Raw genomic sequence first — 24,619 nt, forward strand, 5'->3', positions numbered from 1 at the left:
CCGCGCACCTCCGCTCAGGAGGGCGCGGCCTTCGTGCGGATGCCGGGGTCAGCCGCCGGACAGCAGGTCCGGGTCGAAAACCGCGGCGGCGATCTTCTGCACGTAGGGACCCTCGGACCCGTCCTTGTTGCCCGTCGGGGTCATTGAGTACACGACCGTCCGGCGCAGGTCACGGGTGGCGAACATCCCGCTCGTGTACCCGGGCCGCGAGCCGGTCTTGCCCCAGACGGTGACGCCGTTCGGAAGGGTCGTCTTCGTCATGCCCACGCTGTAGCACGCCCGGCCCGCGTCGGGCCCGATGTTGCACTGGCTCCCGTCGGCGTACGGGACGTCGGGGGTCGTGAACATCTCCCTCAGCTGCGGGCGGGGGACGACGTGCCCCCGGAACAGGGCGTTGACGAAGCGGGTGAGGTCGGCGGTCGTGGAGATCAGGCCGCCCTCCGACGACGGCCAGGGGCTCTGCTCGGACACGTCGTGCAACGTCGTCGTCCCGTTCTCGGTGACGGCCACGTAGCCGTGCGCGTGCGGGCCGGGCAGGCGGACGTCGTCGCGGTCCAGCGCGTACGTGTGGCGCAGGTGGAGGGGACGGATGATCCGCCGCCGGACCTCGTCGCCGTACGACCGGCCGGTCACCTTCTCGATGAGCAGCCCGGCGACGAAGTAGTTGGTGCCGTTGTAGTACTGCTTGCTGCCCGGTGGGAAGGCCATCGGGTTCTTGACGGCGTCGGCGACGATCTCCTGGAGCGTCCAGCTCTGGAGGTGATGGTCGACGTACCACTGGGCGTCCCCGTAGCCGAGGTTCCCGGCGGGCAGTCCGCTGGTGTGGTTCAGGACCTGCCGGACGGTGATCTTCGGGTAGGAGGCCGGCAGCGTTCCGGGCAAATAGTGCTGGACCGACTGGTCGAGGTCGACCCGGTGCTCGGCGACGAGCTGGAGGATCACCGCGGCGGTGATCACCTTGGAGGTGCTGCCGATCCGGAAGCTGCCGTCGGCGAGCACCGGCTCCTTCGTCTCGATGTTCCCGACGCCCGAGGTTCCCTGCCACTTCCCGGCCGGGCCGGCGACCTTGACCATGGCGCCGGTCACGGTGGCGTTCGGCAACCCGGAGATCGCCGTGCGCAGGAGGTCCGGTTTCAGCGGCGGCAACGGCGCCGTGGACGCGGCGGAGGCGGCCGGGGCGGTCGTCGCGAGGGCGGTGCCGACGACGGCGGTAAGGGCGAGAGTCGCGACGGATACGCGTTTCTTCATGCCCTCGATCCTTCCGACCGGAGTCCGCGAAGAGATCGCCGACGGGCGCGATCTTCGGCCCTCACCGACGCGACCGATACGCCGCCTCCCGCTCCCTCGCACGGGGGATGGCGCGCGGCCCCGGCGCAGGCGGCGGGCTTTCTTCTCCCCCGGGCTGCCCCGCGGCGCTCATCGCCGAGCACACACATGAGGGGCGGGGCGGGGTGCGCCGACGCGCCCCGCCCCGTCCGTCGCCGTCGTCAGAGCCGCTCGATGATGGTGGCGTTGGCCTGGCCGCCGCCCTCGCACATCGTCTGCAGGCCGTAGCGGCCGCCGGTGCGCTCCAGCTCGTGCAGGAGCTTGGTCATCAGGATGCTGCCCGTGGCGCCCAGCGGGTGGCCGAGCGCGATCGCGCCGCCGTTCGGGTTGGTCTTCTCCAGCGAGGCGCCCGTCTCCTTGGCCCACGCCAGCGGAACCGGCGCGAAGGCCTCATTGACCTCGAACACGTCGATGTCGTCGATCGTGAGCCCGCCCCGCCGCAGGGCCTTCTCGGTCGCGGGGATCGGCCCGGTGAGCATGTACACCGGGTCGGAGCCCTCGACGACGAGCGTGTGGATGCGGGCGCGGGGCGTCAGACCGTGCTCCCGGACGGCCTCCTCCGAGGCGATGAGGAGCGCGCCGGCGCCGACCGAGATCTGCGAGGCGATCGCCGCGGTCAGCTCCCAGCCCTCGCGGAGCGGCTGGAGCCCGGCCATCTTCTCCAGCGAGGTGTCCGGGCGGGCGCCCTCGTCCTTGGTGACTCCGGCGATGGGCGCGGTCTCCCGGTCGAAGTAGCCGTTCCCGATCGCGTCCACCGCCCGGCGGTGGCTCTCCAGGGCGAACGCCTCGAGGTCGCCGCGTTTGAAGCCCCACTTCTCGCACATCAGCTGCGCGCCGCGGAACTGGGAGATCTCCTGGTCGCCGTAGCGGGCGGACCAGCCCTCGCCGTACGGGAACGGCATGCCCTTCTCCAGCGCCATGGCCACGCTGGAGCCCATGGGGACCATGCCCATGTTCTCCACGCCGGAGGCCACGACGAGGTCCTGAGTGCCCGACAGGACGCCCTGGGCGGCGAAGTGGATCGCCTGCTGCGACGACCCGCACTGCCGGTCGATGGTCACGCCGGGCACCCGGTCGGGCAGGCCCGCGGACAGCCAGGCGGTACGCGCGATGTCGAGCGACTGCGGGCCGACCTGCATGACGCAACCCATGATCACGTCGTCGACCGCCTCGGGGTCGACGCCGGTGCGCTCGACCAGTTCCTTGAGCACGTGCGCGCCCAGGTCGGCCGGGTGCACGGCCGCCAGCGCGCCCTTCTTCGTGCCTACGGGGGTACGGACCGCTCCGACGATGTACGCCTCGGCCACGACGCCTCCAAGTCTCTTCTCGGGGTTCCGTCCCAACAAGAACCGAACACAATTCGGTCAGTACGAGGTTACCTCGCCCTACTCCGCCGTTCATATGACGGAGCTCTCAAGAACGGCCGGGTTCTAGGGTGGAACGCATGGAACATCCCCGCTGGGACGCCGGCGAGCTCACGGTCGGGCAGGTCGCGGCGCGGAGCGGCGTCGCCGTCTCCGCGCTGCACTTCTACGAGGCCAAGGGCCTGATCCGCAGTCGCCGCACGGCGGGCAACCAGCGCCGCTACACGCGTGACGTGCTGCGGCGCGTGGCGTTCATCCGGGTCTCCCAGCGCGTCGGACTTCCGTTGAGCCAGATCCGGGAGGCCCTGGCCCGACTGCCCGACGAGCGCACCCCCACCCGCATGGACTGGGCGCGGCTGTCCGCCTCCTGGCGAAGCGAGCTCGACGCCCGCATCGAACAGCTCCAGCGGCTGCGCGACGACCTGACCGACTGCATCGGCTGCGGCTGCCTGTCCCTGAGCCGGTGCCGCCTGTCGAACCTGTACGACCGGTTGGGCGAGCAGGGCCCGGGTCCCCGGCGCCTGCTCACCGAGACGGCGGCGTCGGCCGCGCCCGCCGGTGAGCCGGACGCCTGCGACGGAGATCAGTGCGGCTGAGCCGCAGCCTCCACTGATCGGCCGGGCGCGGACTCCTGCCGCTCGTACGCGGTGACGATGGCGTCGAGCAGCCCCGGGAAACGGGCATCGAGGTCGTCGAGGCGCAGCGTGTTCCAGCGCAGGTTTCCGTCCTCGCGCTGACGGATCACACCCGCCTCGCGCAGCACCCGAAAGTGATGGGTGAGCGTGGACGGTGCGACGTCCACGGGGAACGTCCCGCACGCCCGCTCGGGCTCGGCGCGCAGCGTCCGGACGACCGTCATCCGCGTGGGGTCCGCCAGTGCGTGCAGGACGTCCAGCAGATCGACCTCGCCGACCTCGGGATGCGTCAGCACGCGTCGCTGCGATCGGGCCATGCCACCAACCTCTCTTTCGACAAACATCGTACAACCGTGATACGAACTTCGTTGTACGACGAACGTCGAAACTCGAACGAGGAGATGTCATGCGTGCTCTGGTGATGACCGGGCCGTCGCAGGGATCGGACCGCACCGAGGTCCGGGACGTCGAGGCGCCCCGCCCGGGCGCCGGAGAGGTGACCGTCGACGTCACCCACGCGGGGATCAACTTCATCGACGTGATGGCCCGGCGCGGCGACGCCGGTTACGTCGCCTCGTGGCCGTTCACGCCGGGCAAGGAGGTGGCCGGAACCGTTCGGGAACTCGGCGAGGACGTGACGGATCTGGCCGTCGGGCAGCGGGTCGCCGCCTTTCTTCCCGGAGCCGGCGGCCTGGCCGAGATCGCCCTCGCGCCCGCCGCGCTCACGGTGCCGGTTCCCGACGAGGTCCCGTCGGCGACCGCCGCGGCGGCCCCGCTGATGCTCACGACCGCCCTCATGCTGCTCACCGACGCCGCCCGGTTCGGCGCCGGTGACACCGTCCTGGTGCATTCCGCGAGCGGCGGAGTCGGCAGCGCGGTGGCACAGCTCGTCCCCGCCCTCGGCGGTGGGCGGCTCATCGGCGTCGTCGGCCGCGCGGAGAAGATCCCCGCCGCCCTCAAGAGCGGCTACGACGCCGCCGTCGTCCGCGACGACGACCTCGCCGAGGCCGTACGCGCCGCCGCCGGCGGAGCCGTGGACGTCGTGCTGGATCCGCTCGGCACCGCCATGGTGGACACCGACCTCGCGGTCACCGCGCCCGGCGGGCGGATCGTCCTGTTCGGCAACGCCGGTGGTGGACGGTCGGGCGCGCTCCCGCCTCTGGACCGGCTGCGCGCCGGCAACATCGCCGTCGCCGGCTTCAGCGTCAGCGCCCTGGCGGTCACCGCGCCGCACCGCGTCGCCGTGGCACTGCGCCGCGTCCTCGACCTCGTCACCGACGGGCGGCTCGACCTGCCCGTCACCGAGGTCGGATCGCTCGCCGAGACACCCGCCACGCACCAGTTGCTGGCCGATGGGCACGGCAGCGGCAAGTACGTCGTGAGGATCGCGGAATCCTGACAGGAGATGTCAGTCGGGGCCTGTGATGATCGGTCGACGACCGCGATCGCACGACTCACCGAGGACCCCCGTGCCCCCTGACGACGCCCCTGTCCGCCGGGCCCAGCACCTGCTGATCCCCGCGACGTTCATCACCTCACTGGGCAACAACATCCAGCTGATCGCCGCGGCCCTGCTGCTCGTCCGGGCGGGGCAGACGATGCTCGCGGTCGGCTGGCTGTTCATCGCGGTCGCCGCTCCCCAGGCGCTGCTGTCCCCCTCCTGCGGCCGCCTCGCCGACCGGTTCGACCGCCGTACGCTCTGGATCTGCTGCGACCTGGCGAGCGCGCTCGCGGCGCTGGCCCTGCCGGCCGGGCTGGCGGCCGGCGCGCCCGCCAACACCGTCGTCTACGCCGCCAACCTGGCGCTGGCGGCGGTCGCCACCCTGTTCGTGCCGGTCAGCGCCGGTCTGATCAAGGAGCGGGTCCGGCCGGCCGAGCTGCGGCGGTTCAACGCGAACTACGAGATCGCGATGCAGGCCGGGATGCTCCTGTCGGCGTCGGTCGGCGGCTTCGCGGTCCAGTGGTTCGGGGCGACACCGCTCTTCGCGTTCAACGCGGGAACGTTCCTCGCCTCGGCGTTGTGCGTGCTCGCGGTCGGCCGCCGCCCCGCGCGCCCCGCCGTCGCGCCGGAGACCGGCCCGCACGACCCGCTCAGGGGAACGGACCGGCGTCTGTCCACCGGCCGGCTCATCCTCCTGTACGCGCAGGGCAGTGTCGTCGTGACGGTCTTCAACGCGCTGCTGCCCGTCCTCGTCGTCGGGGAGCTGCACCGCGGCAGCGCGGTCCTCGGCCTGGTCGACGCCCTGGGCGGCACCGGCTTCCTGCTCGCTGCGGCGGCGTACCGCCTGGTCGGCCACCGGATGGGGGATCTGCGCATCGCACTGACCGGGTTCCTGCTGTGCAGTGTCGTGCTGGTGCTACAACCGTGGTTCGGCGTGGCCGGGCTGATGCCGTTGGTGCTCGTCGGCGCGTGCCTGTTCGGGCAGGCGCGCATCGCCTCGCGGGCGCTGCTTCTCGCCTCGGCACCCGAGCACCGGATCGGGAGGGTGTTCGGCGTCGCCAACGCCTGCGCTCTCGCCGGCACCGTCGCCGTCATGCTCGTCGTGGCGGCCATCACCGATCATTCGGACACCCGGTACGGCTTCGCGACCCTCGCCGCCATCAGCGCGCTCGCCGCCGCCCTCCCCACGCTCGCCCGCGCACGACGGCATCGTCGCGCGAACCGACCTGCGCCCGAAACACCATCGATCCCGAACCCGGCACCGCTGGCCGAACCATAGCGATCAAGGACCTTTACCGAGCATTGTGGTCACCCTTGTGCCGCAGCGGCGGCGAGGGTTCACGGGCCGCCGCGGAACCCGTCCGCGGCGGCCCGCAGCGCGCCGTTCAGCGAATCCGAGATGGCGGGATATGCCGGGTAAAGCGCCTCCCGCCGGGTTCGTCAGACGGGCAGGAAGCTGACGGACACCCCTGCGTGATTTCCGGAGCCGCCGACGATGTTCGAGCGGAAAGCCCCGTCGGTCCCTGCGCTGTCATAAGAGTTCGATCCGAAGAACGGATTGTCCCAGTGGAAGTGAATCCGCTTGTTGTTGTGAGCCGGATTCCGGCAGGACTGGGTGAAGTAGTCCGCCTCACCCTCGGTCCCGGTGCCGATCCCGTGGGACACCGACTCCCACCGCCCCTGGTCGCCCAGCAGGATGAGCTGCGGCGGCCGGACCTCCCACTCACCGTGGTCGAGCCGGGCGGTGACGAGGAGCAGGTCGCAGCGGGCGAGGTTGTTCAGGAATACCTCGACACTACGGGCCGAGTCGGCGCTGGCCGAGGGTATGGACGCGAGCAGACCGCCGCCCAGGACGGCCGCGGCCACGGCGGTCCTGATTCCGGTCCGCGCGGTGATCCCCATGTTTCCCATGAGTTTTCCTCTCTTGGAAGTCGAAGAATCTCGATGAGTCCAAGGTAGGAACGGCAGCTAAAATGCGTTATCCCGAAAGCCGGGGATTGCGAGGTCGGCGATGCGTGAGTTCTCGGCCGCGCGAACGATCGGCCATTGACGAATCAGCCTAACGATATCAGGCCACATATCACCGCATGCGTATTTCATCCGACGGCTGCCGCTCAGCCCCGCTGCCGGATACCGTTGTCGTCCGAGGCCACGGCCACGTGCGGGCCTCCAGCACCGCGCGGGTGAGCTGGTCGATATCAGCGGCCTCGACCAGCCGCCATCCGGACGGAACCCAGACGAGCGCCCACCACGACCGCGTAAACCGCCCGAACCAAAAGACCAGCCCCGAGAACCGCCGGGAGATCACCCCAGAAGGAGCCAGCAGACCTGACGGCCACCGCCCTGTCCATGCAGGGCCACCTGGCGTGGGTGACCGGTGATATTGGCTCGATGGCAGCCCTATCGGGTGCGGCCGCAGAGATGGCCACGGCCACCGGAACCCGGACCATGGCGATCCAGCAACGAGGCCGCGCACTCGCGATCATGGGCGACGAGGACGGTGCTCTACACGCCATCGGCGAGGCCGAGCAGGTCATCACCCACGGGGAATCCGGCGATGACCCGGAATCGCTCTACTTCTACGAGCCGGAGCTCCTCACGATGCAGCGCGGCATCATCCTCGCCTACCTGGCGGACGACCCGATCGCCTACCTCCGCGCGGCGAACACGATCTCAGACGCCCTCAAGGCCCTGCCCTCTGCCCTACGCGACTCCGAATGGGTCGCCTCGTACCGCGTCCGAGCCGCTGGCGCTTTCGCCGCCGGAGGTGAACCCGACGCCGCATCGATGGGGCTGCGGCAAGCCCACGCGATCGTCTCGGCGACCGGAGGGAGCAAGACACTCGGAGAGATCGCCCGAGTACACGCGCGCATGGCCGCCAAGTGGCCCACCAACCCACAGGTAATCGACGTCGGAGAACAGATCGCCGAGTACTGATTCAGGCCAAGACCGAACGTGAGCGCGTGAGGACCGGGTGGCCGCTCAGCCGGAGGTCTGAGTCTTCCGCAGCATCGCCAAGTGCGTGCGCAGCTCGGGGAGAGCATGCTTGGCCAGGGCGATCACTTGGGGGGACGATCCCTGGGAGACCTGGGTCCGGGTGTCTGCGATGACCTTCTGGTGCCCGCCGACCATGGTGCTGAGGAAGTTCTGGTCGAAGGTCTTCCCCGATTCGTTCCGCAGCCGGGAGGCGACCGTCGCGTCGGCGGGCGTGGGCGTCTTGGGCAGGGAGACTCCGAGGCGCTCGGCCAGGCGGGTCACTTTGCCGTCGAAGGCGGTGTGGTCGGACACGAGCATCCGGCCGGCCGAGCGCACCTCCGCGGTCGTGCCCTTCTTCCCGGCCAGCTCGCCGACCTCGATCTCCGCGAGGTTGGCCTGGTGGGCCTCTCTCAGCCAGGCGCGATCCTGGGCGGACACCGGGGCTCGAGACGTCGGCGAGACCATCACCGAGGTCGGCCGTGCGGCGCCGGATGCCGGACCCGCCGTGACGGTGACCGCCGTCATGACCATCGCAGCCGCCGCCGGAAGCGCGCGCACGTACGGATTACGCTGCATGTCTCCCCCTGTCAGTAATTGCTGCATTACCACCTGTAATTCTCCTCGCCGTACCCACGGACGAGTGACGTCATGCAGCGCGGGGCTCCACCGGGTTAGTCTGGGTCTCGGGTCGGACTGGAGGAGAAGAAGCTTGAGTGGGGTCGTAACGCTCGCACTGCTGGCGATCCTGCTGGCGTTCATCGCCAGCCGCGCCCTGAAGCGCGTCGGGCTCAGCATGTCCCGCGACCGCACCATCGGGCTCATGGTCGTCTTCGTGATCGTGGTACTGATGATGTGGGGGCAGCAGGCCGGAAAATGACGCGCTCCCCAGCCTGAAAGGCTGGGGTTTCAGTCCGTGCCGCGTCATGCGGCACCTCTGTGGCTTCCTGCTTCGACGGGCTTGCCACCTTGGTGGGGTGGTCTTATCTGCCCTCCACCGGGACGGCGTGCGCCGTCCCGCCCACTGGTGTGGGAGGCGTTTAGCCTCTCCGCCCGTCCGGCGGCGAGGATGTTCTTGGCTGCGTTGACGTCCCGGTCATGGACCGCCCCACAGGGGCAGGTCCAGAACCGGACGTTCAGCGGCATCGACTCGGCGTTGGTCCCGCAGACGGAGCACTGCTTGGAGGATGGGAACCACCGGTCGATCCGGTGGAAGGTTCGCCCGTACAGGCGGGCTTTGTACTCCAGCATTGCGACGAATGATGACCAGCCGGCGTCGTGAACGCTCTTGGCCAGCCGGGTGCGCGCCAGTCCCTTCACGGCGAGGTCTTCCACGTAGATCGCTTGGTTATCGCGAATCAGCTTCGTGGAAAGCTGGTGATGGAACTCCCGGCGCGCGTCGGTGACCTTGGCATGCTGGCGGGCCACGGCCAAGCGGGCCTTGTCCCGGTTGTTCGATCCGGGCTGTTTGCGGGACAGCGCCCGCTGCAGCCGCTTGAGTTTCTTCTCCGCCCGGCGCAGGAAACGCGGCGAGTCGATCTTCCGCCCGTCCGACAGGACCGCGAAATGCCCCAGCCCCAGATCGATCCCGGCCTCGGCCTCGACCGGCGGGAGGGACTCCTCCCCGACCTGGACAACGAACGATGCGAAGTACCTTCCGGCCGCGTCCTTGACCACCGTCACACTGGACGGTTCGGCGGGCAAGGTGCGGGACCAGCGGACCGCCACGTCACCGATCTTCGGCAACCGAAGTTTGCCGCCCGGGGTGATGGCGAAGCGGGCGTTCTTGGTGAAGCGGATCGTCTGCCGGTTGTCCTTCCTCGACCTAAAGCGAGGCGGGGCCATCTTCGGCCCCTTCCGTTTCCCCCTCAGAGAGGCGAAGAAGTTGCGGCAGGCGGTGTTCAGGTCGGCGAGCGCCTGCTGCAACGCAACGGCCGACACCTCACCCAGCCACGCACGTTCCGGCGTCTTCTTCGCATCCGTGATCACCCGCTTGGACAACTCCCCATCGGACAGATACGGGAGTCCGGCTTCACGGGCCTCGTGTCGTGCGCGCAGCCCGTCGTTGAACACCACGCGCGCGCACCCGAACGCCCTCGCGAGCGCGATCTGCTGTCCCGGGGTGGGGGCCAGGCGATAGGCGTACCGTAACTGCATAGCACCGCACCCTACCGCGGTCCGTATCCTTGGCAGAGCGGTTTCGGAACAATGACGGGTCTGGACCCGGCGAGAGCCTTCGCATCCAGCCTGGAGGCTCAAGCATTGCGGATGAATCGGGAGGGCATTCTCTGAACCCAAGATGCACCTGAGACGTCATACCGCGTACGGAGCACTCTTTTGCCGGGAGACATCGATGCCACAAGCCAGCGCGCACGCGCTCAGCGAAGCCGCCTGTCACCTGCGCAGGCTTGTGGACTTCGCCGAGCCTCGCCTCGACGACACCTGCCTCGACCTCGACTGCGGCACCTCGGATGTTCTCAACCCGTGGGTCCGCCATGTGACCAGCGCGGACGCTGCGTCCGTACCCGAAGGACCGTTCACGCTCATCACCGCCTGCCTGACTCCCACGCCGGACACCGACCCCGTCGCCCTGATCCAGCGGCTCTTCGGCGTCTGCGCCGGACGGCTCGTCATCTCCGACCTCGTACGGACCCGTGGCGGCGACAGCGGACGCCTCGAACGCCTCCGCGACCCGGCCCGTACGGCGACGCGCACGTTCCGCGAGCTGATGGACCTGGTCCGGGAGGCCGGGGGTGAGACGCGCCGACTCGAGGTGTTCACGATCGAGCGCCCGATCGACCCGTGGCTCGCCGACGTCGATGACGGCGACCGGATCCGGAATGAGCTGACCGCCGAGCTCGACGGCGGCCCGAAGACCGGGGCCCGCCCGCGCCTGATCGGCCGGGAGCTGTGGTTCACCCAGTCATGGGCCTACGTCGCCGCCGAGCCCGCCCGCGCGAGCCGGACCTGAGCAACACCCCGGCACCGCTGGGCTGTACGGCCGAGCCGGTCAGCCGGTAGCCCGCACCGGCACGCTGCGCCTCACGGCCGAGTCGGTCAGCGGAGGCCGGGTGGAACCAGCACCGCCGCTCCGTTGACCCGGTCGGCGGCCAGGTCCGCCAGCGCGCAGTCCGCCTCGGTCAGGGGATAGGGCGTGACCGTGACCTTGAGCCGCAGCCGGTCGGCCAGCCGGAGGAACTCCTCGCCGTCCGCCCGGGTGTTCGCGGTCACGCTGCGGAGCCGGCGCTCCTGGAACAGCTGGGCCTGGTAGTTCAGCACCGGGATGTCCGTGAGGTGGATCCCCGCGATGGCGAGGGTGCCGCCGCGGTCGAGGCGTTCGAGGGCGGCCGGGACCAGTTCGCCGGCGGGCGCGAAGATGATCGCCGAGTCGAGCGGCTCCGGGCTCGGGTCGAACGAGTCCTGTGCCGACGCCGCACCGAGCTCGAGCGCCAGCGTACGGGCCGCCGCCGCGCGCGTGAACACGTGGACCACGGCGCCCTGGGCGATGGCGACCTGCGCGGCCAGATGCGCCGACCCGCCGAAGCCCCAGATGCCGAGCCGGCCGGCCGGGGGCAGCGCGGCGCTGCGCAGCGCGCGGTACCCGATGATCCCGGCGCACAGCAGCGGCGCCAGCTCGGCGTCGGCCCGGTCGCCGGGCAGCGGATAGATGTACGCCTCGGGGGCGACCGCGAACTCGGCGTACCCACCGTGCGCGTCCCAGCCGGTGTAGACCGAGCGGGGGCAGAGGTTCTCCTCACCGCGCCGGCAGTACGCGCACCTGCCGCAGGTGCGGCGCAGCCACGCCACACCGACCCGGTCCCCCGCCGCGAACCGGTCTCCGGGGGTCACCACCTCGCCGACGATCTCGTGGCCGGGCGTCACACCGGGCAGGTGCGGCGGCAGGTCCCCTTCGGCGACGTGCAGGTCCGTCCGGCACACCCCGCAGGCGCGCACGCGCACGAGCACCTCGCCGGGCCCCGGCTCGGGAACCGGCCGGTCGATCGCCCGCAGCGGCCCGGTCTTGATCGGCCCAGGCTCCCCTACCTCCCACGCCAGCACTCCTCCACCCTAACCAGCGCGGCCGAGGGGTCACCGCCGGTCGGCGTGCCGGGAGTCCGCGGGCCACCGCCCTACCCCCGCTTCAGGACTTCAGCGGGATCTCGAACCACACCGCCTTGCCGTCGCTGGTCGGGCGGGAGCCCCAGCGGGCGGCGAGCTGGTCGACGAGGTAGAGGCCACGGCCGCCCTCGTCGGTCTCGCCGGCGCTCCGGATGCGGGGCAGGCGCATGTCCTTGTCCAGCACCTCGACCCAGACGGCCTTCTCGCCGCGCCGGAGCCGGAGCGTGAACTCCTTGGTGGCGGGCTCGCGCCGACCCAGGTCGGGCATGTCCCACGGGTCCTCGAAACCGCCCGGCCCGTCGAGACCCAATGCCCCCTCGAGGACGAACTCGCGCCGGGGTGCCGGGGTGTTGGCCGCGTGCAGCACGACGTTGGTAACCACTTCGGAGACCAGCAGGCAGGCGAAGTCGGACTGCTCGTCCAGCATGCCCCAGTCGGCGAACGTCTCGGCGGCCAGGCGACGGGCCTCCGAGACCATGATGGGCTCGGCGGGGAACGTGCGCTCCTCGACGTGAAGGCGGTTCGGCGAGGTGCGGACGACGACGATGGCCACGTCGTCGTCGATGTCGCCGGGGACGGCGTCGAACGCCGCGTTGGCGATCGACTCGACGTCGCCCCGTGCCGCCTTGCGGACCGCCTCGTACAGCAGCTCGCGCGCCTGCTCGCGGCTTTGGTAGTCGCCGTCGTCCTTGGGCCGGCGCTCGATCAGCCCGTCGGTGTAGAGGACCAGGGTGCTGCCGGGTGGCAGCTCGCGGGTCTCCTCTTCGTACCGGATGTCGCCGCCCACGCCCGGCTGGCGAACGCCGAGCATGGCGCCCCTGCCGCTGGCCTCCAGCTCGCCCACCTCGCCGTCGAGGATGAGCAGCGGAGGCTGGTGTCCCGCGTTGGCGAAGGAGAGGTGCCGTGACCAGGCGTCGTAGACGAAGTACGTGACGGACACGAGCGGCGTCTCCGGCGCCTCGGGCGTGGCCCCGTTGGCGTAGCGGACCGGGGTGTTCATCGTGCGCACCCATTCGTCCAGCTTGGTCAGGATGTCGGCCGGGGGCTTGTCGTCCTGCGCGAACGCGCGCAGCGCCGCCCGCAGCTGCCCCATCACGGCGGCGGCTCGGGCGCCCCTGCCCTCGACGTCGCCGATGACCAGGCCCACCCGGCCCGCCGACAGCGGGATCACGTCGTACCAGTCGCCGCCCACCTGGGTCTGGATGCCCTGGCCGTGCGACTCGAGGGGGCGGGCCGGCTCGTAGCGCCAGGCGATCTCCAGCCCGTCGAGGGGCGGTGGCCGGTCGCCCGGCAGGAGCTGCTTCTGGAACGCCAGGGCGGTCTCGCGCTCCTCCTCGAACAGCATCGCGTTGTCGATCGCGAGCGCCACCCGGCTCGCGATGGCGCCGATGAGGTCGCGGTCGAACCCGTCGTAGTGCGGATCGGGCCGGACGCTGATGCTGGACAGGGCCAGGCTCATCACACCGAGCAGCTCTCCGCGCGCCAGCAGCGGAGCGGCGACGATCGACGTCACGCCGACCTCGTCGCCGAGCCGCTTGCTCGCCGGGTGCGGCGCCTTCATCCGGTCGGCGACGACGTCCTCGATCAGCACCGCGTCGCGGCGTGCCATGGCCTTCGCGCAGAAGTGGCCGGGGGGATACTCGACGGTCTCGCCGACCTCCGCCCACGTGCCCGGCGGCGGGGTGAAGCCGCCCCCGTGCCGGGACACCCGGCGGAAGAGCTTGTCACCGCTGAACAGGTCGATGAAGCAGTGATCGGCGAACTGGGGAATGAGCGTGTCGGCGACGCGGCGCAGCGTCTGCTGCAGCTCCAGCGAGCCGGCGAGCCGCTCCCCGATCCGCTCGAGCAGGCCGTAGCGGTCCTGGTCGCGCTGGTTGCTGCGCAACGCCTCCCGAGCGAAGATCACCAGGCCCTCGACGCCCCCGGAGGGGTGCCGCAGGGGCACGGCGTACGCCCGGGTGTAGACCGTGCTGCCGTCGACCCGGACGTTGCAGAACGTGCCCTCCCAGACCCCGCCGCGCAGGACGCGCCGACCCAGATCCTTGGCCTGCTCGTGATCCTCCTCGGCCACGCCGAGGGACAGCCACGACCGGCCGATGTACTCCGGGCCGCCGTAACCGAGCAGGGTCTCGGTGAACGCGTTGGTGTAGATGACGTTGCCGAAGCGGTCGCAGACGATGACCGCCATCTCCGCGGCGTCCAGCACGGTCTTCGGCGGCAGCAGCGCGTCGACGGGCGAGTCACCCCAACGCTTCATGGGCCTGTCACCTTGCGAACGCTCACGCGGCCCCCCGAATACGGTCCCCCGACCTATTGAACGACGAACACCGCGCCGGGATACGTGGAACCGGCAACTCAGCGCTTCGACACGAAGACGTGAGCGGCCACACGGTGTGGAATCTCGATGGACGGACTATCGGCTGCGTCGTCACACGTCACCCGGATACCGTCGTCGGCGGCCGCAAGCGTCACCTCTCGTCCCGGTTGAATCCCGATCTCCTTGAGCTGGAGCATCAGCGCGCGGTCGCCCTGGACCTGCTCGCTGATGCGTTGAACGACCACCGGCACCCCGGTCACGGTCGCGACCTCGGTCATGAGCGCCAGCGGCTCCCCGGCCGGTGCCTCGGCGTCGGCGCCCAACTCGGTCAGACCGGGGATCGGATTGCCGTGCGGGCACGTCGACGGGCCGTCGAGCAGGCTGACCAGCCGCCGCTCGACCTCCTCGGACATGACGTGCTCCCAGCGGCAGGCCTCGACGTGGACGTCTTCCCAGGGCAGCCCGATGACGTTGACGAGCAGGCATTCGGCGAGCCGGTGCTTGCGCATGACCCGGACGGCCAGGGACCGACCGGTGTCGGTGAGCTCCAGGTGGCGATCGCCTTCGACCTTGACCAGGTCGTCGCGCTCCATCCGCGCGACCGTCTGGCTGACCGTCGGACCACTCTGTGACAACCGCTCGGCGATGCGCGCGCGAAGCGGGACGATGCCCTCCTCTTCGAGCTCGAAGATCGTACGGAGGTACATCTCCGTGGTGTCGATCAAGCCGTGTGCGGTCAAGGCTTCCTCCAGTCTCGCCCCATGCTACGGCGGATCAGCGACGGTTGGGGAACCGACGGCGGCAGGGGGGCGATCCACTTCTTCTCTTTCTTCGAAACGTCCCGCGCGGACGTGCTCTTCCCCGCCGGGTTCGGACCCCCTCGCCGGGTAGATTGAGCGCGCGATGACACGTTTCGAAGGAGCCGAACACTACGTCCCGGCCGGGGCGGATCTCGACGGCCTGCGCCGCTCCGTCCAGGACTGCCGGGGCTGCGACCTGTACGCGGACGCCACCCAGGCCGTGCTCGGGTCGGGCGGCCCGGCCGCGCGCGTGGTCCTGGTCGGCGAACAGCCCGGTGACCAGGAGGACCGCCAGGGCGCACCGTTCGTGGGGCCGGCCGGCCGGTTGCTGGACAAGGCGCTGGCCGAGGCGGGCATCGAGCGCGGTGACGCCTACGTCACCAACTCGGTCAAGCACTTCCGGTTCAGCCAGTCCGGAGCGGGCGAGCGCCGCATCCACCAGACGCCGGACGCCACCCACATCTCGGCGTGCCGGCCGTGGCTCACCGCCGAGTTGCGCATCATCGACCCGGAGGTGATCGTCGTTCTCGGCGCCACGGCGGGCAAGGCGCTGCTCGGCCCGTCCTTCCGCGTCACGAGGCAACGCGGCCAGCTGATCCCGCGCCCGCCGCTGGACGACGAGTCGGCCACGCAGAACGGCTTCTACGTCCCGACCGTCCACCCGTCGGCCGTACTGCGCGCCGACGACCGCGACGCGGCGTACGCCGGTCTGGTCTCGGATCTGAAGGTCGCCGCCGAGGTCCTGCAGCCGGCCACCCGGCCCTGAAGAATCCCCCGGGCCTGGTGACCCGGGGTCTCCTCACCCTGCTCGCCTGCGCGGTCAGCCCGCCAGGGAGGCGCCGAAGCCGGCCTTGGCCGCGGACACGCCGGCGGACTTGCCGCCGAAGACCATCATCCCCGCGATGCCCTGGCCGGGGTAGATCGAGACACCTCCGTCGCCGCCGTTCTCGCCGGGGGTGCCGACGGCCAGGTCGAGGCGGGTGTCGCCGTCGAGGTCGGCGAGGGACAGCGCGCCGCCGTACCGGTCGCCGCTCTCGGAGACGCCCGGCACGCCCTCGGTGTTCTGGCTGAACGACGAGGAGCCGGCGCCGAGCCGCCAGCCGGCGTTCCCGCGCAGGACGGTCACGGCACCGGCGTTCCGTCGTTTCCCGATGTCCTCACCCGGCGCGCCGACGACCACCTCGGCGCGCCCGTCGCCGTCGACGTCGCGCGCGGCGACCGCCGCGCCGAACTCGTCGCCCGTCTCGCCCTTCCCTGGGACGCCGCTGGAGTCCTGCCCGTACGAACGGGGGTGCCGCAGGTCACCGCCGGGGTAGATCTTCACGAGCCCGCCGTGTGCCCCTGCGGGGTCGCCCGCGACGACGTCCCCGCGACGGTCGCCGCCCACATCCCCGATCGCGACGCCGCCGGTGGCGCCCACGCTCGCCGTCACCGGCGCCGTGCGCAGCCCGGTCTTCGAGCCGTGGAGGAGGCGCAGGCGGCCGTCGGCGTTCCAGGCCGCGTCGGCGTACCCGTCGCCGTTCACGTCCCCGGCCGCGATCGCCACGCGCCGGGCGGCCCGGCCCTTGATCGTGGCGACGACCTTCGCGTCGCCGGTGGCGAACCCGACGACGAGGAGCGCGGAGTTCCCCGCCACCAGGAGATCGGGGTGCCCGTCGTGGTCGACGTCCCCGACCGCGAGGGCCCGGCCCGCCCCGTCTCCGGGGGTCAGGACGGCCCGGCGGCTCAGGCCAGAACGGCTCCCGGTGAAGATCTCGATGGTGCCGCGACCGGGAGCGCCCACCGCCAGGTCGGCGTGCCCGTCGCCGTCGAAGTCCGCGGTCGCGACCGCGGTGCCGAACGCTCCCCCGGACCGCAGCGGGGCCAGGACCTGATGGTGCTTGACGTCGGCGCCGCCGCGCGAGCCGTACACGACGGCCACCCTGCCGCCGCCGGTCGCGGCCGGCGCTCCGATCGCCAGGTCGCCGTAGCCGTCGCCGTTGACATCGGCGACGCCCGGCGTCCGGGCGGCGACCCCGGGCGTGCGAGCGGCGGACCATGGGGTGGGCGCGGCGGCGTGGGCGGGGGCCGCGCTCAGTGCCGCGGGCAGGCCGATCAGGGCGAGCGTCGTCGCCGCTCGCAGGCGTCGCTGCATGAAGTCCTCGGTTCCGGGCGGGTACGGAAGATCACGTGGGCGGTGCGAACGGTAGTGCGCCGGTCGCGCTGGGGCAATGCCCTGTCCCGGCGAGTCTCCTCAAGATCCTTTCGGCCCCGTCCCGGGCCCCCGCCCCGTCTACCGGTCGGCGGTGTAACCGCGGAAGGACGGCACCGCCAGCCCGACGAGGACGACGAGGATCGCGCAGGCGAGGCCGCCGCCGACCCAGGACGCGGTCGCTCCGATCGCGGCGCCCACGGCTCCGGCGCGGAGATCTCCCAGCCGGGGACCGCCCGCGACGACGACCGTGAACACGCCCTGGAGGCGTCCGCGCATCTCGTCCGGGGCGTACGTCTGCAGGATCGTCTGCCGGAACACCGCCGACACGAGGTCGGCCGCGCCGCCGAGGGCGAGGAACAGGACGGCGAGCCACAGCGAGTGCGCGAGCCCCGCCGCGGCGACGGCCAGGCCCCAGGCCGCGATGACGGCGATCAGGGCGATGCCCTGGCGCCGGATGCGGCCGATCCAGCCGGACAGCAGGCCGCCGATGACGGCGCCGACGGCGATCGCCGCGATCAGCCAGCCGACGGCCTCCTCGCCGCCGAAGCGGGTGTCGGCGACCTCCGGGAACAGCGCGCGCGGCATCGCGACGCCCATCGCGATGATGTCGACGACGAACGACATCATCAGCACCGGCCGGGTGGTGAGGAAGCGCAGACCCTCGATGACCGAGCGCAGCCCGGGCCGCCCCGTCTCGTCGCCCAACGGAGGCATCGACGGCAGGCGGATGGCGGCGTACAGCCCGACGGTGAACAGCGCGGCGTCGATGCCGTACGCCACGGCGTAGCCGCCGTGCCCGACCACGACGCCCGCCAGCATCGGGCCGATGAAGGTGGCGACCTGCGAGGCGGTGAAGTTGAGGGTGTTGGCCGCCGGTACCAGCGTCGTCGGCAGCAGGCGCGGGATGACCGCGCCGCGGGTCGGCGAGGTGACGGCGAACCCGACCGCCTGCACCACGACCAGCCCGATGATCAGCGGGACGCTCCCGACGCGGAAGAGCGCCTGCGCCAGCAGGCCCAGGGTGGAGACCCACGTGATCAGTGACGCCAGGATGAGCAGCCGCCGGCGGTCCATGGCGTCGGCGACCGCGCCGCCCCACAGCCCGAAGACGATCAGTGGGATCAGGTTGGCCGGGCCGAGCATCCCGACCCAGAACGAGGACTTCGTCAGGTCATACACCTGGACGGAGATGGCCACCGAGGTGAGCGCGAAGCCGGTGTACGACACCGCCTGCCCGATCCAGAGCCGCCGGTACGCCGGATGCCGAAGCGGGCGCGTGTCGATGGCGGTCCGCCGCGCCAGCCCGCCGAGGCGCGTCGACCGTGCGCCGCGCGGAGCCGCGGACGGGGCGGCGTCCGCGGTGGGGTCCAGGTCCGGGGAGGGGGGATCGGGGGTTGAACTCACGGCCTAAGTCTCTCGATGACCCATTCGCCCTGTTCGCCGGGGTCCGCACGGCGGTAGCGGAGCCGGTCGTGCAGGCGGTCCGGACGCCCCTGCCAGAACTCGACACTCGTCGGCATCACCCGGTAGCCGCCCCAGAAGTCCGGCATCGGCACCTCGTCCGGCCACCGCTCCGCCAGCTCGGCGTACCGGCTCTCCAGCTCGGCGCGGCCGGACACGACCGCGGACTGGTGCTCGCTCGCCCAGGCCCCGAGCTGCGAGCCGCGGGGCCGGGTCCGGAAGTACTCGGCCGACTCCTCGCGTGACAGGCGCTCGGCGGTCCCCTCGACGATCACCTGCCGGCGCATCGGGTGCCACGGGAACAGCAGGGCCACCCGGGAATCGGCGGCGATCGCCCGCGCCTTCCGGGAGCGATGGTTGGTGAAGAAGCGGAAGCCCTCGGGACCGTACCCCTTGAGCAGGACCGTCCGTGCGCTCGGCCTCCCGTCGGCGTCGACGGTGCTCAGCACCATCGCGTTGGGCTCGGGCAACGCCGCCCCGACGGCGTCGGTGAACCACGTTCCGAACTGGGTCAGCGGGTCGGCCGCGAGGTCTCGGGCGTGCAGGCCCGCGCCGGCGTAGGACTCTCGGATGGCCGCGACATCATGATGCTCCACGACAGGACATCCTCTCGCGAGGGACCATGGACGACGCGACAAGGTTCCCGCGAGAGTTGCCCAAACGGAAAGAATTGCGCATCTCACACCCCCCCGGGTACGGCTCACGGCGGATGAAGCGGTTCAATTACCAGTTGGCGTCTGTACATCAAGGGGACGAAAGGCAGGACAGAACATGTCCGACTTCAAACCCGGCCTCGAGGGTGTTGTGGCCTTCGAGACTGAGATCGCGGAACCGGACAAGGAGGGCGGGGCTCTCCGATACCGGGGAGTCGACATCGAAGATCTCGTTGGCCGCGTCTCCTTCGGTGACGCGTGGGGGCTGCTGGTCGACAACAGCTTCACCCCCGGGCTGGCTCCGGCCGAGCCGCACGTTCTTCCGGTGCACTCCGGTGACGTCCGCGTGGACGTCCAGAGCGCGCTGCCGATCATCGCACCGGCGTACGGCATGCGCCCGCTGCTGGACATCAGCGACGAGCAGGCCCGCGAGGACCTCGCCCGTACGTCCGTGACGGCCCTGTCGTTCGTTGCGCAGAGCGCGCGTGGCCTCGGCCTGCCGATGGTCCCCCAGAGCCGTGTCGGCGAAGGTCGGACGATCACCGAGCGGTTCATGATCCGCTGGCGCGGTGAGCCGGACCCCAAGCACGTCAAGGCCATCGACGCGTACTGGGTCTCGGCCGCCGAGCACGGCATGAACGCCTCCACGTTCACCGCCCGCGTCATCGCCTCCACCGGCGCCGACGTGGCGGCGTCGATCTCCGGTGCGATCGGCGCGATGTCCGGCCCGCTGCACGGCGGTGCTCCGGCGCGCGTCCTGCCGATGATCGAGAAGGTCGAGCAGCTCGGTGACGCCCGCAAGGTCGTGACCGACATCCTCGACAACCACGAGCGCCTGATGGGCTTCGGCCACCGCGTCTACCGCGCCGAGGACCCGCGCGCCCGCGTACTCCGCCGGACTGCCAGGGAGCTGGGCGCGGCCCGCTACGAGGCGGCCAAGGCGCTGGAGGACGCCGCGCTGGCCGAGCTGCGGGAGCGTCGTCCCGACCGTCCGATCGAGACGAACGTGGAGTTCTGGGCCGCGGTCATCCTCGACTTCGCCGAGGTTCCGCCGCACATGATGCCCGCCATGTTCACCTGCGCCCGTACGGCGGGCTGGGCGGCGCACATCCTGGAGCAGAAGCGCACCGGACGTCTGGTCCGGCCGAGCGCCCACTACATCGGCCCGGCCTCCCGTCCGGCCACCGACGTGGACGGCGCCTCCGAGGTGCTCGACAAGCACTGAAGGCGTTCCGCTCCGTACGGCCCGTGATGCTCCGGCACCACGGGCCGTTTCGGGCGGGAGGGAGGATGGGTGGCATGTACACCGGTCCCCGCGACGAGGAGCCCGACGAGCGCGACGCAGAGCTGCTGCGGTACGAACGCGAGCGGCGGGAGCGCGCCGGGCGGCGCGACGCGACCTCCTGGAGGTTCATCGCCTGGGTGATGGCCGGAGGCCTCGCGCTGTTGTCGTACGACTCCGGGGGCGCGGCGCTGGACGCCCACCGCTCGGGCCGGCCGTGGCTCTACCCGGCGACCGTGTCCGTGGGATGCGCGCTCGGCCTGGTGGGGCTGGTGGCCTGGGCGCTGCGCCGGCGCTGACACGCGGCGGCCGACCCGTTATGGAATCGCGATCAACGACACTACGCGCCCGAAACGCTCCGAACTCATCCGGAGGTCCTGGTGAGGGTTCGATGCCGCCTTACAGACCCGCAGGCCGTGTGGTGCGCATGAGGGTGAGCGTTGCGGCGCTGGTGGCCAGTAGTGCGGCGGTGGCGATGAGGGCGCTGGTGTGCAGTCCGGTCAGGAAGGTCGCGCTGCCTTCTCCGGCGATGAGTGCGCCGAAGAGGGCCACGCCGAGTGCTCCGCCGATCTGGCGGGCACAGCTGAGCAGTCCGGAGGCGGTCCCGGCTCGGTTGGCGCTGATGGCCTGGAGGAGGGTGGAGGTCAGGGGCGGGACCGACAGTCCGGCGCCGATGCCGATGGGGATCAACAGGGCCAGCAGGGTCATGGTGGAGGTGTGCGGTCCCACACCGATCAGGGCGAGGAATCCGGTGACCTGTAGAAGTTGACCACCGGCCAGTGGGAGACGTGGGCCGTACCGGGCGGTGAGCCTTCCGGCGGTCAGATTGGCGACGGTGATCAACGCGGTCATGGGGACGAACATCAGTCCGGCGGTGAGCACGGATTGGCCGCGGACCTGCTGGAAGTACAGGCTCAGGACGAAGACCAGCCCGTAGAAGGTCAAGTTCAGGACCAGGCCGATGACAGCGGTGATCGATACGGCCCGGGACCGGAACAGGCCGAGCGGGACCATCGGATTCCTTGTCCGTGCCTCGATGAGGACGAAGGCGGCGGCGGCCAGCACGAATCCAGCCAGTGCTGCGGCCACCACGGGTGAGGTCCAGCCGTCCTGACCGGTCTCGATCACCGCGAAGGTGAGCGCCACCAGGGCGGTCACCGCGGCGACCTGCCCGGCCAAGTCGAGCGGGACGGGTCTGGGGCTGGATCGTGGCGCGCGGGTGAGCGTCGCCAGCGCCGCCGCACCGACGGGGAGGTTGATGAAGAAGATGGCCTGCCAGCCGAGTCCGCTGGTGAGCACGCCACCGAAGACGGGGCCGGCGGCGACGGCCGCGCCGCCGGCCGCCGTCCAGGTCGCGATCGCCCTCGCACGGGCGGCGTCCTGCTGGTAGGCCTGGCGGATCAGCGCCAAGGACGCGGGCATCATGAGAGCCGCCGCGGCCCCTTGGACCACCCGGGCCGCCAGCAGGGCAGGCAAGGTGGGGGCGAGTCCGCATCCCGCGGAGGCGAGAGTGAAGACGGTGAGTCCGGCGGCGAAGCAGCGGGATGCGCCGAGGCGGTCGGAGAGCGCGCCCGCCGACAGCAGGAGCGCGGCGAAGGCAAGGGTGTAGCCGTCGACCACCCACTGCAGGCCGGTGATGCCGCCGCCGAACTGCCGCCCGATGGTCGGCAGCGCGACGTTCACCACGGTCGCATCCAAGGTGATCATGAAAAAGCCGAGTGCGGCCGCCAGCAACGTCATACCGGTCCGGGAAGCCGGGGAGGAGACGGTGTCGACGGCCGCGGCTCGCCTCGAGGTGCCAGTGGTCATGGTTTCCGGTTCAGAGCGTCGAGGTGAAGTGGTCATGATTTCCGGTTCAGGATGAAGTGGGGCCGGGGTGGGGACCGGGCGGGTGCCCTTACCAGGGCAAGGGGCGACCGTCGCGGAAGAAGCCTCCGGTCGGGCCATGGTCCGGCAGGGTGGCGGCCCAAACGACGCTGGCCGCTCCTTCTGTGACCGGGCGGCCGCCGGGGCCGCCCATATCGGTGGCGACCCAGCCCGGGCAGACGGCGTTGACCAGGATCTTTTCGGCGCGCAGTTCGGCGGCGAGCATTCTGGTGAGGGCGTTGAGGGCGACCTTGGAGGCGTTGTAGGCGGGGGTGCCGCCGCCCATGTTGGTCAGCGAAGCCGCCTCGCTCGACACGTTGACGACCCTCGCGTGGGCGCTCTTGCGCAGCAGCGGCAGCAGGGCCTGAACCATGCGCCAGGGGCCGTAGAGGTTGGTCTCGGCCGCCTGGCGTACGACCCGCAGATCGGCGGTGGCGGCCCGCTGCCAGGTGTCGTAGGTGATGGCGGCATTGTTGACCAGCACGTCCAGCCGGCCGAACCGCTCAGCGACCTCTCGCGCCACCATCGAGGCGTCGTCGTCGGAGGTGACGTCCAGCCGTAGCGGATGCACTGTCGGGCCGAGCCCGTCCGCTGCGGCCGTGGCCGCGTCCGGGGAGCGGGCGGTGAGCAGGACGGTGTGGCCGAGGGCGGCGAGTTGCCTGCAGACTTCCAGGCCGATGCCTCGGTTGGCGCCGGTGACCAGCGAGATCATCGCTTTTCGGCGGCCAGGGCCATGAGGTCCTTGTTGCCGTCGGCCCAGGTCGCGGTCATCACCACACCGCTGATCCGCCAGCCGTCCTCGGCACGGAGCAGATCGAAGCGGTAGGTGCCGCCCAGCGTCCACAGCGGCGAGCCGAACGGGTTCGCCAGCCGGTGCGTGGCCTGGAAGGAGGCGGTGCAGACCGCGGTGTCGCCCTCGACGGTCACCAGGTGGTTGGTGATCAGGTGCTGGGTGGCGTCGAAAGCGCCCAGCAGTCCGGACCAGGCGTCGACGATCTGGTCGGGGGTCAGCTCGGCGGCTTCGCCGCCGTTCAGGCTGGTGTAGTCCAGCGTCACCTTGTCCGCGAACACGCCCGCCAGCTTGCCCCACTCGCGCTGGTCGGCGTGCCAGCCCATGCGCGTGCAGGTCTCGATGATCGCAAGACGGTCTTCAACCAGGCTCATGCTTTCACTCCTCGTCATCGTCACTCCGTCCGCTCGGGTCGGACATAAGTGATCATCAGGCGAAATGATCCGGCGCGTCCAATATCCGCTGTGATAGCCATGCGTTATGGACGCTCACCTCCGCGACCTGCGGTACTTCGTCGCCATTGCCGAGGAGCTCAGCTTCACCCGGGCCGCAGAGCGACTGTTCGTCTCCCAGCCCGCGCTCAGCAAGCAGATCAAGCAGCTCGAAGATCAGCTACGGGTGAAGCTGTTCCAACGGGACCGGCGTTCGGTGACGCTCACCGAACCCGGGCAGGCTCTGCTCACCGCCGCGCGGGAATTGATCCGCTCCTGGGACGAGGCCCAGCGTACGGTGAGCGACGCCGCCGCCGCCCAAGCGGCCCTCCTCACCGTCGGGCTGTCCACCAGCCTGGGCAGGGGCCTGCTTCCGACCCTGCGGCAGCGCTTCGCCGAACGGCGCCCGAACTGGCGGCTCCGGATGCGCCAGGTCAACTGGGACGACGCCAGCGTCGGCCTGGCTAACGGTGACGTCGACGTGGCGTTCGTCTGGCTTCCCATCCCGAACCAGGACGCCTTCAACACCAAAGTGGTCGCCCGCGAACCGCGGTGGGTCGCCTTCCGCGGCGACCACCGGCTCGCCGCCTGCGAGGAGGTGGACTTCACCGAGCTCCTTGACGAACCGTTCCTCGCACTCCCGGACAGCGCAGGAACGCTCCGCGACTACTGGCTCGCCCTCGACCACCGCGGCGGCCGTCCGCCCCGGATCGGCGCCACCGTCTCCAACGCCGACGAAACCTTCACCGCCATAGAAGAAGGCAGCGGCATCGTGCTACTCGCCTCCGGCAACGCCGCCATCTACCGGCGACCTGGAGTCCACGCCATACCCGTCACCGGCCTGTCTCCCAGCGAACTCGCCCTCGCCTGGCGTCCCGACGACCACCGCACCGTCATCCGCGACTTCATCGACGCCCTCCTCACCCCGCCACCGGCCCCACACTGAGCGTCGATCCGGCCCCCGCTC

25 protein-coding genes are annotated in these 24,619 nt (G+C 70.9%); 10 read left to right on the plus strand and 15 right to left on the minus strand.

Going from position 1 to position 24,619, the window contains the following annotated elements; all coding sequences use genetic code 11:
- Positions 1-48: 48 nt before the first annotated feature.
- Together NE236_RS40375 and NE236_RS40380 are read right to left on the minus strand one after the other, a co-directional pair.
- Entirely contained in the window at positions 49-1,248 is a 1,200-nt protein-coding gene (locus tag NE236_RS40375) for a serine hydrolase domain-containing protein (RefSeq protein ID WP_252847583.1), read from the minus strand.
- Between the two features lie 239 nt (positions 1,249-1,487).
- On the minus strand, positions 1,488-2,633 hold the full coding sequence (locus NE236_RS40380) for an acetyl-CoA C-acetyltransferase (protein WP_252847584.1): 1,146 nt from the start codon (positions 2,631-2,633) through the stop codon (positions 1,488-1,490).
- Between the two features lie 137 nt (positions 2,634-2,770).
- On the opposite strand from NE236_RS40380, the gene soxR reads away from it, so the two are divergent.
- The gene (gene soxR / locus NE236_RS40385; protein WP_252847585.1) at positions 2,771-3,286 is read left to right on the plus strand and encodes a redox-sensitive transcriptional activator SoxR; all 516 of its coding nucleotides are present in this window, start codon (positions 2,771-2,773) and stop codon (positions 3,284-3,286) included.
- Here soxR and NE236_RS40390 read toward each other — a convergent pair.
- Positions 3,274-3,642, minus strand: a complete 369-nt coding sequence (locus NE236_RS40390; RefSeq protein WP_252847586.1) for an ArsR/SmtB family transcription factor — start codon at positions 3,640-3,642, stop codon at positions 3,274-3,276. The two genes, soxR and NE236_RS40390, sit on opposite strands and share 13 nt — an antisense overlap.
- A gap of 89 nt (positions 3,643-3,731) precedes the next feature.
- Here NE236_RS40390 and NE236_RS40395 point away from each other — a divergent pair, with 89 nt between their 5' ends.
- Both NE236_RS40395 and NE236_RS40400 read left to right on the plus strand, forming a co-directional pair.
- Entirely contained in the window at positions 3,732-4,724 is a 993-nt protein-coding gene (locus NE236_RS40395; RefSeq protein WP_252847587.1) for a quinone oxidoreductase family protein, read from the plus strand.
- Between the two features lie 70 nt (positions 4,725-4,794).
- Positions 4,795-6,045, plus strand: a complete 1,251-nt coding sequence (locus NE236_RS40400) for an MFS transporter (RefSeq protein WP_252847588.1) — start codon at positions 4,795-4,797, stop codon at positions 6,043-6,045.
- Positions 6,046-6,206: 161 nt separating this feature from the next.
- Here NE236_RS40400 and NE236_RS40405 read toward each other — a convergent pair whose 3' ends face one another.
- Complete coding sequence (locus NE236_RS40405; protein WP_252847589.1) at positions 6,207-6,677, minus strand: aegerolysin family protein; 471 nt, start codon at positions 6,675-6,677, stop codon at positions 6,207-6,209.
- A gap of 480 nt (positions 6,678-7,157) precedes the next feature.
- Between NE236_RS40405 and NE236_RS40410 the strand changes: the two genes are divergently transcribed.
- Entirely contained in the window at positions 7,158-7,703 is a 546-nt protein-coding gene (locus NE236_RS40410) for a hypothetical protein (RefSeq protein WP_252847590.1), read from the plus strand.
- A 45-nt stretch (positions 7,704-7,748) separates the two neighbouring features.
- Here NE236_RS40410 and NE236_RS40415 read toward each other — a convergent pair whose 3' ends face one another.
- Complete coding sequence (locus NE236_RS40415; protein WP_252847591.1) at positions 7,749-8,318, minus strand: DUF4142 domain-containing protein; 570 nt, start codon at positions 8,316-8,318, stop codon at positions 7,749-7,751.
- Positions 8,319-8,451: 133 nt separating this feature from the next.
- Between NE236_RS40415 and NE236_RS40420 the strand changes: the two genes are divergently transcribed.
- Positions 8,452-8,619, plus strand: coding sequence for a hypothetical protein (locus NE236_RS40420; protein WP_252847592.1), 168 nt, complete (start codon positions 8,452-8,454; stop codon positions 8,617-8,619).
- A 44-nt stretch (positions 8,620-8,663) separates the two neighbouring features.
- Here NE236_RS40420 and NE236_RS40425 read toward each other — a convergent pair whose 3' ends face one another.
- A complete protein-coding gene (locus NE236_RS40425) occupies positions 8,664-9,896 on the minus strand; it encodes an RNA-guided endonuclease InsQ/TnpB family protein (RefSeq protein WP_252847593.1) in 1,233 nt (410 codons plus the stop codon).
- A 196-nt stretch (positions 9,897-10,092) separates the two neighbouring features.
- On the opposite strand from NE236_RS40425, the gene NE236_RS40430 reads away from it, so the two are divergent.
- On the plus strand, positions 10,093-10,710 hold the full coding sequence (locus tag NE236_RS40430; protein ID WP_252847594.1) for a class I SAM-dependent methyltransferase: 618 nt from the start codon (positions 10,093-10,095) through the stop codon (positions 10,708-10,710).
- An 86-nt stretch (positions 10,711-10,796) separates the two neighbouring features.
- Here NE236_RS40430 and NE236_RS40435 read toward each other — a convergent pair whose 3' ends face one another.
- The 3 genes from NE236_RS40435 to NE236_RS40445 form a co-directional block, all read right to left on the minus strand.
- Positions 10,797-11,798: a zinc-dependent alcohol dehydrogenase family protein gene (locus tag NE236_RS40435; protein WP_252847595.1), complete on the minus strand. Its 1,002-nt coding sequence runs from the start codon at positions 11,796-11,798 to the stop codon at positions 10,797-10,799.
- A gap of 82 nt (positions 11,799-11,880) precedes the next feature.
- The gene (locus NE236_RS40440; RefSeq protein ID WP_252847596.1) at positions 11,881-14,115 is read right to left on the minus strand and encodes a SpoIIE family protein phosphatase; all 2,235 of its coding nucleotides are present in this window, start codon (positions 14,113-14,115) and stop codon (positions 11,881-11,883) included.
- 98 nt (positions 14,116-14,213) lie between these two features.
- Positions 14,214-14,915, minus strand: a complete 702-nt coding sequence (locus NE236_RS40445; RefSeq protein ID WP_289851524.1) for an iron-dependent transcriptional repressor DtxR — start codon at positions 14,913-14,915, stop codon at positions 14,214-14,216.
- 163 nt (positions 14,916-15,078) lie between these two features.
- Between NE236_RS40445 and NE236_RS40450 the strand changes: the two genes are divergently transcribed.
- Positions 15,079-15,741: a UdgX family uracil-DNA binding protein gene (locus NE236_RS40450; RefSeq protein ID WP_252847597.1), complete on the plus strand. Its 663-nt coding sequence runs from the start codon at positions 15,079-15,081 to the stop codon at positions 15,739-15,741.
- A gap of 54 nt (positions 15,742-15,795) precedes the next feature.
- Here NE236_RS40450 and NE236_RS40455 read toward each other — a convergent pair whose 3' ends face one another.
- From NE236_RS40455 to pdxH, 3 genes are all read right to left on the minus strand, one after another.
- Positions 15,796-17,109, minus strand: coding sequence for an FG-GAP-like repeat-containing protein (locus tag NE236_RS40455; RefSeq protein ID WP_252847598.1), 1,314 nt, complete (start codon positions 17,107-17,109; stop codon positions 15,796-15,798).
- A 138-nt stretch (positions 17,110-17,247) separates the two neighbouring features.
- Positions 17,248-18,573 (minus strand): MFS transporter, encoded by a 1,326-nt coding sequence (locus NE236_RS40460; RefSeq protein ID WP_252847599.1) that lies wholly within the window; start codon positions 18,571-18,573, stop codon positions 17,248-17,250.
- Positions 18,570-19,226 carry a pyridoxamine 5'-phosphate oxidase gene (gene pdxH, locus NE236_RS40465; protein WP_252847600.1) on the minus strand — a complete coding sequence of 219 codons (657 nt, stop codon included), beginning with the start codon at positions 19,224-19,226 and terminating at the stop codon, positions 18,570-18,572. The genes NE236_RS40460 and pdxH overlap by 4 nt, the downstream gene beginning before the upstream one ends.
- 175 nt (positions 19,227-19,401) lie before the next feature.
- On the opposite strand from pdxH, the gene NE236_RS40470 reads away from it, so the two are divergent.
- Together NE236_RS40470 and NE236_RS40475 are read left to right on the plus strand one after the other, a co-directional pair.
- The gene (locus NE236_RS40470; protein WP_252847601.1) at positions 19,402-20,508 is read left to right on the plus strand and encodes a citrate synthase 2; all 1,107 of its coding nucleotides are present in this window, start codon (positions 19,402-19,404) and stop codon (positions 20,506-20,508) included.
- 74 nt (positions 20,509-20,582) lie between these two features.
- The gene (locus NE236_RS40475; protein ID WP_252847602.1) at positions 20,583-20,864 is read left to right on the plus strand and encodes a hypothetical protein; all 282 of its coding nucleotides are present in this window, start codon (positions 20,583-20,585) and stop codon (positions 20,862-20,864) included.
- A 100-nt stretch (positions 20,865-20,964) separates the two neighbouring features.
- On the opposite strand, the gene NE236_RS40480 is transcribed toward NE236_RS40475, so the two are convergent.
- Genes NE236_RS40480 through NE236_RS40490 form a run of 3 tightly spaced genes read right to left on the minus strand, consistent with a single transcriptional unit; the run spans position 20,965 to position 23,595 of the window.
- Complete coding sequence (locus NE236_RS40480; RefSeq protein WP_308209215.1) at positions 20,965-22,512, minus strand: MFS transporter; 1,548 nt, start codon at positions 22,510-22,512, stop codon at positions 20,965-20,967.
- The gene (locus tag NE236_RS40485; protein WP_252847604.1) at positions 22,463-23,143 is read right to left on the minus strand and encodes an SDR family oxidoreductase; all 681 of its coding nucleotides are present in this window, start codon (positions 23,141-23,143) and stop codon (positions 22,463-22,465) included. The genes NE236_RS40480 and NE236_RS40485 overlap by 50 nt, the downstream gene beginning before the upstream one ends.
- The gene (locus tag NE236_RS40490) at positions 23,140-23,595 is read right to left on the minus strand and encodes a nuclear transport factor 2 family protein (RefSeq protein ID WP_252847605.1); all 456 of its coding nucleotides are present in this window, start codon (positions 23,593-23,595) and stop codon (positions 23,140-23,142) included. Before NE236_RS40490 ends, NE236_RS40485 begins: the two co-directional genes overlap by 4 nt.
- Before the next feature lie 106 nt (positions 23,596-23,701).
- Between NE236_RS40490 and NE236_RS40495 the strand changes: the two genes are divergently transcribed.
- Complete coding sequence (locus tag NE236_RS40495; RefSeq protein ID WP_252847606.1) at positions 23,702-24,598, plus strand: LysR family transcriptional regulator; 897 nt, start codon at positions 23,702-23,704, stop codon at positions 24,596-24,598.
- The last annotated feature ends 21 nt before the right edge of the window (positions 24,599-24,619 follow it).

Source organism: Actinoallomurus purpureus (assembly GCF_024055795.1).
Lineage (GTDB): Bacteria > Actinomycetota > Actinomycetes > Streptosporangiales > Streptosporangiaceae > Actinoallomurus > Actinoallomurus purpureus.

Coding starts and splice junctions, on each gene's coding strand:
- NE236_RS40440 (WP_252847596.1), bottom strand. CDS start 14,115: ATGAAGCGTTGGGGTGACTCGCCCGTCGACGCGCTGCTGCCGCCGAAG.
- NE236_RS40395 (WP_252847587.1), top strand. CDS start 3,732: ATGCGTGCTCTGGTGATGACCGGGCCGTCGCAGGGATCGGACCGCACC.
- NE236_RS40480 (WP_308209215.1), bottom strand. CDS start 22,512: ATGGCCCGACCGGAGGCTTCTTCCGCGACGGTCGCCCCTTGCCCTGGT.
- NE236_RS40485 (WP_252847604.1), bottom strand. CDS start 23,143: ATGATCTCGCTGGTCACCGGCGCCAACCGAGGCATCGGCCTGGAAGTC.
- NE236_RS40425 (WP_252847593.1), bottom strand. CDS start 9,896: ATGCAGTTACGGTACGCCTATCGCCTGGCCCCCACCCCGGGACAGCAG.
- NE236_RS40390 (WP_252847586.1), bottom strand. CDS start 3,642: ATGGCCCGATCGCAGCGACGCGTGCTGACGCATCCCGAGGTCGGCGAG.
- NE236_RS40415 (WP_252847591.1), bottom strand. CDS start 8,318: ATGCAGCGTAATCCGTACGTGCGCGCGCTTCCGGCGGCGGCTGCGATG.
- NE236_RS40455 (WP_252847598.1), bottom strand. CDS start 17,109: ATGCAGCGACGCCTGCGAGCGGCGACGACGCTCGCCCTGATCGGCCTG.
- soxR (WP_252847585.1), top strand. CDS start 2,771: ATGGAACATCCCCGCTGGGACGCCGGCGAGCTCACGGTCGGGCAGGTC.
- NE236_RS40470 (WP_252847601.1), top strand. CDS start 19,402: ATGTCCGACTTCAAACCCGGCCTCGAGGGTGTTGTGGCCTTCGAGACT.
- NE236_RS40430 (WP_252847594.1), top strand. CDS start 10,093: ATGCCACAAGCCAGCGCGCACGCGCTCAGCGAAGCCGCCTGTCACCTG.
- NE236_RS40405 (WP_252847589.1), bottom strand. CDS start 6,677: ATGGGAAACATGGGGATCACCGCGCGGACCGGAATCAGGACCGCCGTG.
- NE236_RS40410 (WP_252847590.1), top strand. CDS start 7,158: ATGGCAGCCCTATCGGGTGCGGCCGCAGAGATGGCCACGGCCACCGGA.
- NE236_RS40475 (WP_252847602.1), top strand. CDS start 20,583: ATGTACACCGGTCCCCGCGACGAGGAGCCCGACGAGCGCGACGCAGAG.
- NE236_RS40375 (WP_252847583.1), bottom strand. CDS start 1,248: ATGAAGAAACGCGTATCCGTCGCGACTCTCGCCCTTACCGCCGTCGTC.
- NE236_RS40490 (WP_252847605.1), bottom strand. CDS start 23,595: ATGAGCCTGGTTGAAGACCGTCTTGCGATCATCGAGACCTGCACGCGC.
- NE236_RS40450 (WP_252847597.1), top strand. CDS start 15,079: ATGACACGTTTCGAAGGAGCCGAACACTACGTCCCGGCCGGGGCGGAT.
- NE236_RS40495 (WP_252847606.1), top strand. CDS start 23,702: ATGGACGCTCACCTCCGCGACCTGCGGTACTTCGTCGCCATTGCCGAG.